Origin of the sequence: Flavobacterium sp. UBA5153 (genome assembly GCA_002413745.1) — a bacterium.
GTDB lineage: Bacteria > Bacteroidota > Bacteroidia > Flavobacteriales > Flavobacteriaceae > Flavobacterium.
The window spans coordinates 1-7,297 of sequence record DHXP01000071.1; the positions used below are offsets into that span (position 1 = coordinate 1).

The following is a 7,297-nucleotide window of genomic DNA, read 5'->3' on the forward strand; positions in this document are numbered from 1 at the left end:
TTTTCAGCAGACCCTAATTAGAAAATTTAATATAACAAAACAACAAAACCCGTTCTTTCGAGCGGGTTTTGTTGTTGTTATCAGTTCAAATTATTTAAGGGAAAACAAACTTTTATAATTGTCCCAATGTTTGTAAATTAGAAAGAAGTTTCCTGAAAACAAGAATATAGAAATAGGCATAGCTTGTGGAGTCAAGAAATAGTCTAGAAATACGATGTTGAGTATGATAGGTAAAATTAGGATACTGGTCAAGGTTACATAGCGATCAGAAATAAATGACAATCCACAAAGCAGTTCAACAAATTTTGCCAAAGGCATTAAATAAACAGCGGAAACCAACCCTACATCAAAGGCCTTGAAGTTTCCATTGGCGGTAGGTTCCGGCATTAGTTTTAAAAAGTAACCAATGGAAACAAAAAGAAGTAAAAGTCCAATTAAAATTCGGATAATGATAGTTGTGGTTTTCATAATTTACAGTATTAGAGGGTTAATTATAGTATAAATGTAAAAAATTATAAATAAAATTTATTGTAATTTTGAACTTTTAATTAATTTAATTTCTTTGAGAACATCAATTGTAAAAAATATCGAAAATCCAACCCAATTCAAGCGGCAACTTTTGATCTGGGCACAGCAATTTCGAGAAGTCGTTTTTATGGATAGCAACGATTATCCACAACACTATTCCAGTTATGATTGTATTCTGGCCATAGATGCATTTGTATCTTTAAAAACGGATTATCACAATGCTTTCGAGGATTTAAAACAATATCAGCAAATTACCAAAGACTGGCTTTTTGGCTATTTATCGTATGATCTAAAAAATGATATTGAAGTTTTACATTCCAATAATTTTGATGGATTGAATTTTCCGGATTTGTTTTTTTTTCAGCCCAAAAAAATATTCTTATTGAAAGGGAATGAACTCGAAATTCAATATCTCAATATGTGTGATGATGAGGTTGAAGAAGATTTTGAGGAAATAATTGCTCAGGTCTCCGTGCCCAGTGTTCAGAACCCAAAAATGGAAATTAAACAACGAATCCCGAAAGAAAATTATCTTGAAAAAGTATCAAAAATCCTTGAACATATTCATCATGGTGATATTTACGAAGCCAATTTTTGTATGGAGTTTTTTGTCGAAAATGCAACAATCAATCCACTCGAAAAGTTTCAGAAATTAAATGAAATTTCAAAATCACCACTTGCTGTTTTTCTTAAAAACAACAAGCAGTTTCTGCTTTCAGCTTCGCCGGAACGCTATTTAAAAAAAGTGGGAGAACAAATCATTTCCCAGCCCATAAAAGGAACAGCCAAACGATTTATTGACCCAATCGACGACGAAATATCAAAAAGCAAATTGGTTTTAGATTTAAAAGAACGTGCCGAAAATATTATGATTGCCGATTTAGTCCGTAATGATTTGTCACGAACGGCCCAAAAAGGATCTGTAAAAGTGGAAGAATTATGTGGTATTTACTCTTTCGAACAAGTGCACCAAATGATTTCTACAGTTACTTCAAAATTAGACAGTCAATATTCGGTTATTGATGTGATTAAAACTACTTTTCCAATGGGAAGCATGACTGGAACCCCAAAGATTTCGGCAATGAAAATCATCGAGGAACTGGAAGAAACAAAAAGAGGTTTATATAGTGGAGCAGTTGGTTATTTCACGCCAAATGGAGACTTTGATTTTAATGTTGTGATCAGAAGTGTTTTATATAATCAAGAAAATCGATATGTCTCATTTTCTGTGGGAAGCGCGATAACTTCACAGTCCATACCGGAAAACGAATACGAAGAATGTTTACTCAAAGCAAAAGCGATGCGTGAAGTTTTGAGTTAAATTCAAATGAATTTACTAAATTTGAAAATGCTACAAAAATTCCAAAGCCATATCGATCAAAATTTTCATTTTTTAAATGGAAAAAAACTTCTTTTGGCAACAAGTGGTGGTTTGGATAGTATGGTAATGGTAGATTTATTTAAAAATCTCTCTTTTGAAATTGCGATTGCCCATTGTAATTTTCAACTACGCGGTGTGGAAAGTTTTGGAGATCAAAATTTTGTCCAAGATTATGCTGAGGTCAATAACATTCCCATTTTTGTAACCCAATTTGACACTGAAGCTTTCGCCAAAGATTATAAACTTTCTACACAGGTTGCCGCCCGTGAACTCCGCTACAATTGGTTTTATGAATTATTGGAAACTAAAAACTATGACTATATTCTTAGTGCACATCACGCTGATGATAATCTCGAAACATTTATAATTAATATTATTCGAGGAACTGGATTAGATGGTTTGACTGGAATTCCAGTACAGAATGACAAAATTATTCGTCCGCTTTTGATTTTTTCCCGACAGGAAATCGAATATTACGCCAAACAAAACAATATCGGTTGGCGAGAAGACAGCAGCAATGCTTCGGATAAATACCTGAGAAATAAAATCAGACATAATTTGGTTCCTATTTTGAAGGAATTAAATCCCGATTTTCTTTCCTCTTTTCAAAAAACACAAGCCTATTTGCAAGAATCACAAACAATGGTTGAAGACGCATCGATTATGGTTTATCAGCAAGTGGCAAAGGAAAAAGAAGAGGATATTTATTTTGATTTAAAGCAATTGAAAAAACTGCCCAACTATAAATCCTATTTATATCAATGGTTGAACGAATTTGGATTTTCGGCTTGGGAAGATATTTACGATTTAGTCGAGAGTCAATCGGGGAAACAGATTTTTTCAAAAGAATTTCGACTGTTAAAGAACAGGGATTTTCTAATCCTGACTCCAATAAATCCAATAAATAAAAAGGAAGAATATTTTATCAAGAAAGACCAAAAAGAAGTTAAAGTTCCCTTAAATCTTACATTTAGTAGGGTAAAAGCCATTTCAAATGTTTTAAATGCAGCTATATTTGTTGATGAAGATAAACTGCAGTTTCCTTTAGTTTTGCGCCATTGGAAAGAAGGAGATTATTTCCAACCTTTCGGGATGGAAGGAAAATCAAAGAAAGTCAGTAAATTATTTAAAGACGAAAAATTATCATTGATTGAAAAAGAAAACACGTGGCTTTTATGTTCCGGGAATCAAATTATCTGGATTGTCGGCATTCGACAAGACGAGCGTTTCAAAATAGAAAACACGACAAAAAACATACTTAAAATACAATTGGAATAATGAGGAAAATATTTTTTATACTATTGACTTTATTGGCTTTTGCCAAAGGAAATTCGCAAATTCTTGATCCTGTAAAATGGACCACCAAAATAGAAAAGAAATCAGATACTAATTATATACTGATTTTCAACGGAATAATAGATAAGGATTGGCATATGTATTCGCAATTTACTCCTGATGGAGGACCATTGCCAATGGAGGTTATTTTTAAAAATCAAAAAGGAAATTTCAATTTAGTTGGCAAAGCCAAAGAAGGAAAAACTATCACTGAATTTAATGATGTTTTCGGGGTAAATGAAACTTTTTTTGCAATAAAGGCTCAAATTCAACAAGAAATTACTTTGACAAATCCAAAGATTTCAAACATTGAAGTCGCTTTAAATTACCAGGTTTGCAAAGACGCCTGCATCAATTTAGAAAAGAAATTTACATTTACAATTCCTTCTATTCCAATTTCAAAGATTGAAGAAAAAGCCACCAAAATCGATACTATTGCTGCTAAAACGGTAATTTCAAAACCAGAGGCTAACAAGAAAATAAATGCTCCATTATTAAAAGCTGAAGTTATTCCTTCCAAATCAGCAACACAAAAAGGGTTATGGTCAATTTTCTTCATTGCCTTTTTATCAGGATTTGCGGCTTTGCTTACCCCTTGCGTTTTCCCGATGATTCCAATGACGGTAAGTTTTTTTACCAAACAAAGTAAAACCAAAGCAAAAGGAATACGAAATGCAATAATTTACGGAATTTCCATTATTTTAATATATGTCGTTTTAGGACTTTTGGTAACATGGATTTTTGGTGCCGACGCATTGAATGCCTTGTCTACCAATGTCTGGTTTAATATTATTTTCTTTATCATATTGATTGTTTTTGCGGCTTCATTTCTGGGGGCTTTCGAAATTATGTTGCCTAATTCGTGGGCAAATAAAGTCGATAGCCAAGCGGATAGAGGGGGAATTATTGGAATATTATTTATGGCATTGGCATTGGCAATCGTTTCGTTTTCTTGTACAGGACCAATCGTAGGAACACTTTTAGTTCAAGCGGCTTCCAAGGGAGGAATAGCTCCAATAATAGGAATGTTGGGATTTTCATCGGCTTTAGCCTTGCCATTTATGCTTTTCGCCATGTTTCCGGGTTGGTTGCATTCCTTGCCAAAATCAGGCGGATGGCTCAACACCGTAAAAGTAGTTTTAGGATTTCTGGAACTGGCTTTGGCTTTCAAGTTTTTGTCGAATGCGGATTTAGTATTACAATTGCATTTTCTCGAAAGAGAAGTTTTCTTGGCAATTTGGATTGCTGTTTTCGGAACTTTGGCACTTTATTTATTTGGAAAAATTACTTTGCCACACGACAGTCCAATGACACATATTTCAGTAGGAAGATTATTATTGGGATTATTGGTTTTGACTTTTACGGTTTATTTAATTCCTGGACTTTGGGGAGCACCATTAAAATTAATCAATGCTTTTCCGCCACCAATGGAATATAGCGAAAGTCCACTTGGATTTGGTAGTTCTGGAAGTAATACTCCGACTGCGGTTTTACCAGATGGAGCTAAACTTGGGCCTCATCAAATAGTGGTTTTTGATGATTATGATAAAGGTTTGGCCTATGCCAACGCCGTAAACAAACCCATTATGCTTGATTTTACTGGATTTTCTTGCGTAAATTGTAGAAAAATGGAAAATAACGTTTGGTCTGACAAAAAGATATTGCCGATTCTAAGTAACGAGGTAGTGCTCATTTCCTTGTATGTGGACGACAAACGTGATTTGCCTGTTAACGAGCAATTTATTTCAAAAACTACAGGTTCTACAATTGAAACAGTGGGAGATAAATGGGCCGATTTTATGATTTCGAAGTACAAAACCAATACACAACCATTATATGTTTTGACAGATTTAAACGGGAATAGTCTTAATGAAGTTACACCAACAATAAGCTATGTGGGAGTTGACGAATATGAAAGTTGGTTAAAAGCGGGTATTTCCAATTTCAAAAAATAAAAAAATTCCAATCTTCAAAAGGTTGGAATTTCCTTAAATTTACAAACTAATCTCAACCAAATTTTTATGAAAAAAATACTTTTTTTAACATTTTTCTTTATCGGAGCAGTTGTGTTTGCCCAAGAAAAGAAAACAAACTATGTCTCTGAAAATTACACCAAAAAAGAAGTTCGCATAAAAATGCGTGACGGTGCAGAGTTGTTTACCTCCATCTATTCGCCTAAAGACACCTCCAAAAAGTATCCCATTATAATGCAAAGAACGCCTTATAATTGTGCGCCTTATGGAGAGAATCAATTTAAAAAAAGCATCGGTCCAAGTGAAACTATGATGAAGGAAGGTTATATTGTGGTTTATCAGGATGTTCGTGGTCGGTATATGAGCGATGGTTTGTATGATAATATGCGTGCTTTTATCCCAAACAAAAAAAGCAAAAAGGAAGTTGATGAAGCTTCGGATACGTATGACACCATTGATTGGCTGGTTAAAAATGTAGCAAATACTAACGGAAATGTAGGGACTTGGGGGATTTCCTATCCAGGATTTTACGCATCTTATTCTTTGTTGAGTAATCATCCTGCTTTGAAGGCGGTTTCGCCACAAGCGTGTATCAGTGATTTCTTTTTTGATGATTTTCATCACAATGGTGCGTATTTGCTGAGTTATTGGAAAGTGACGCCTTTATTTGGCCCTCAAAAAAGTAAGCCAACTACAGAGCCTTGGTTTCAATTTCCCAATATAGGAACGAATGATGATTACCAATTCTTTTTAGACGCTGGGCCATTGGTAAATCTGGATAAATATTATGACAAGAGCAATGAATTTTGGCAACAGCTAAAAGACCATTCCAGCTATGATGAATTTTGGCAAAATCGTGGTATTCTGCAGTATATGAAGAACATAAAACCAGCGGTAATGTTTGTTGGAGGATGGTTTGACGCCGAAGATTTGTACGGACCTTTGAATACTTATGCAGCTATCGAAAAAAGCAGCAAAAACTATAACACTATCGTTATGGGACCATGGAGTCATGGCGATTGGGCAAGAAATTCAGAAAAACAAGTGATAGGAAATATTAATTTTGGCGATAGCATTTCCAACTTTTTTCAAAAAAATATAGAAGCTAATTTTTTTCGTCATTTCTTGAAAGAAAACGGAAAAGGGGAGAATAAGCTTCCCGAAGCTTATGTTTTTGATACCGGAAATAAAGAATGGAAAACGTATGATTCTTGGCCCCCAAAGAATGTTGAAAGTCAAGTTTTTTATTTGCAGGGAAACGAGAATTTGTCAAAAAATAAGATTGATTCCGGATTTGAAGAATTTATTAGCGATCCCAAAAAACCCGTTCCGTATTCAGAGGATATAAAGCAACAGGGGCTTACGCCAAGAAAATACATGACAGATGACCAGCGTTTTGCCGCAAGACGTCCTGACGTATTGGTTTTTGAAACTGAAGTGTTGAATGACAATGTTACTTTGGCAGGAGAAATTATGGCCAAACTGCAAGTTTCAACTACGGGAACTGATGCTGATTGGATTGTAAAAGTAGTCGATGTTTTTCCTAATGATGAACCTGAAACCAAAGAAGTTCAGCCTTATTTAAAAATGAGCAATTATCACATGATGGTAAGGAGCGAGGTAATGCGCGGGCGTTTTCGTAACAGTTTTTCAAAACCGGAACCATTTATCCCTAATGAGAAAACGGCTGTCAATATCAAATTGCAAGATGTTTTCCATACTTTCAAAAAAGGACATAAAATCCAAATACAGATTCAAAGTACTTGGTTCCCTTTGATAGATTTAAATCCACAGACTTTTGTTGATAATATTTTTTATGCTAAACCCGAAGATTTCAAAAAACAAACCCATCATGTTTATAATGATTCTGAAATCGAATTTACGGTTTTGAAATAAAGCCAAACAATCCCAACCGGTTCAAGGTTGGGATTGTTTTTTTAAGTTTTAATACCATTGGTTAATATGTTTTAGTCCAATCGTTCTGGTGTAATGCCGCTGTATATTTCATTTAGTTCCCTTTTTATTGGACTAATTTGAAATAACTACCGGTATTGTTATCGTTTTCTAGCATAAATTTTGC

At 34.3% G+C, this 7,297-nt stretch carries 5 protein-coding genes; 4 read left to right on the top strand and 1 reads right to left on the bottom strand.

Annotated elements, in window-relative coordinates:
- Window positions 1-90 precede the first annotated feature (90 nt).
- On the bottom strand, window positions 91-468 hold the full coding sequence (locus B2145_RS14485) for a DoxX family protein (RefSeq protein WP_291103687.1): 378 nt from the start codon (window positions 466-468) through the stop codon (window positions 91-93).
- Between the two features lie 94 nt (window positions 469-562).
- Here B2145_RS14485 and B2145_RS14490 point away from each other — a divergent pair, with 94 nt between their 5' ends.
- The 4 genes from B2145_RS14490 (at window position 563) to B2145_RS14505 (ending at window position 7,113) form a co-directional block, all read left to right on the top strand.
- The gene (locus B2145_RS14490; RefSeq protein ID WP_291103690.1) at window positions 563-1,849 is read left to right on the top strand and encodes an anthranilate synthase component I family protein; all 1,287 of its coding nucleotides are present in this window, start codon (window positions 563-565) and stop codon (window positions 1,847-1,849) included.
- A gap of 27 nt (window positions 1,850-1,876) precedes the next feature.
- A complete protein-coding gene (gene tilS, locus B2145_RS14495) occupies window positions 1,877-3,187 on the top strand; it encodes a tRNA lysidine(34) synthetase TilS (RefSeq protein ID WP_291103699.1) in 1,311 nt (436 codons plus the stop codon).
- Window positions 3,187-5,199 (top strand): protein-disulfide reductase DsbD family protein, encoded by a 2,013-nt coding sequence (locus B2145_RS14500; RefSeq protein WP_291103693.1) that lies wholly within the window; start codon window positions 3,187-3,189, stop codon window positions 5,197-5,199. Before tilS ends, B2145_RS14500 begins: the two co-directional genes overlap by 1 nt.
- A 66-nt stretch (window positions 5,200-5,265) precedes the next feature.
- Entirely contained in the window at window positions 5,266-7,113 is a 1,848-nt protein-coding gene (locus B2145_RS14505) for a CocE/NonD family hydrolase (protein WP_291103696.1), read from the top strand.
- The last annotated feature ends 184 nt before the right edge of the window (window positions 7,114-7,297 follow it).

Excerpts from the sequence above, each read along its gene's own strand:
- B2145_RS14485 (WP_291103687.1), bottom strand. The coding sequence starts at position 468 with ATGAAAACCACAACTATCATTATCCGAATTTTAATTGGACTTTTACTT.
- tilS (WP_291103699.1), top strand. The coding sequence starts at position 1,877 with ATGCTACAAAAATTCCAAAGCCATATCGATCAAAATTTTCATTTTTTA.
- B2145_RS14500 (WP_291103693.1), top strand. The coding sequence starts at position 3,187 with ATGAGGAAAATATTTTTTATACTATTGACTTTATTGGCTTTTGCCAAA.
- B2145_RS14505 (WP_291103696.1), top strand. The coding sequence starts at position 5,266 with ATGAAAAAAATACTTTTTTTAACATTTTTCTTTATCGGAGCAGTTGTG.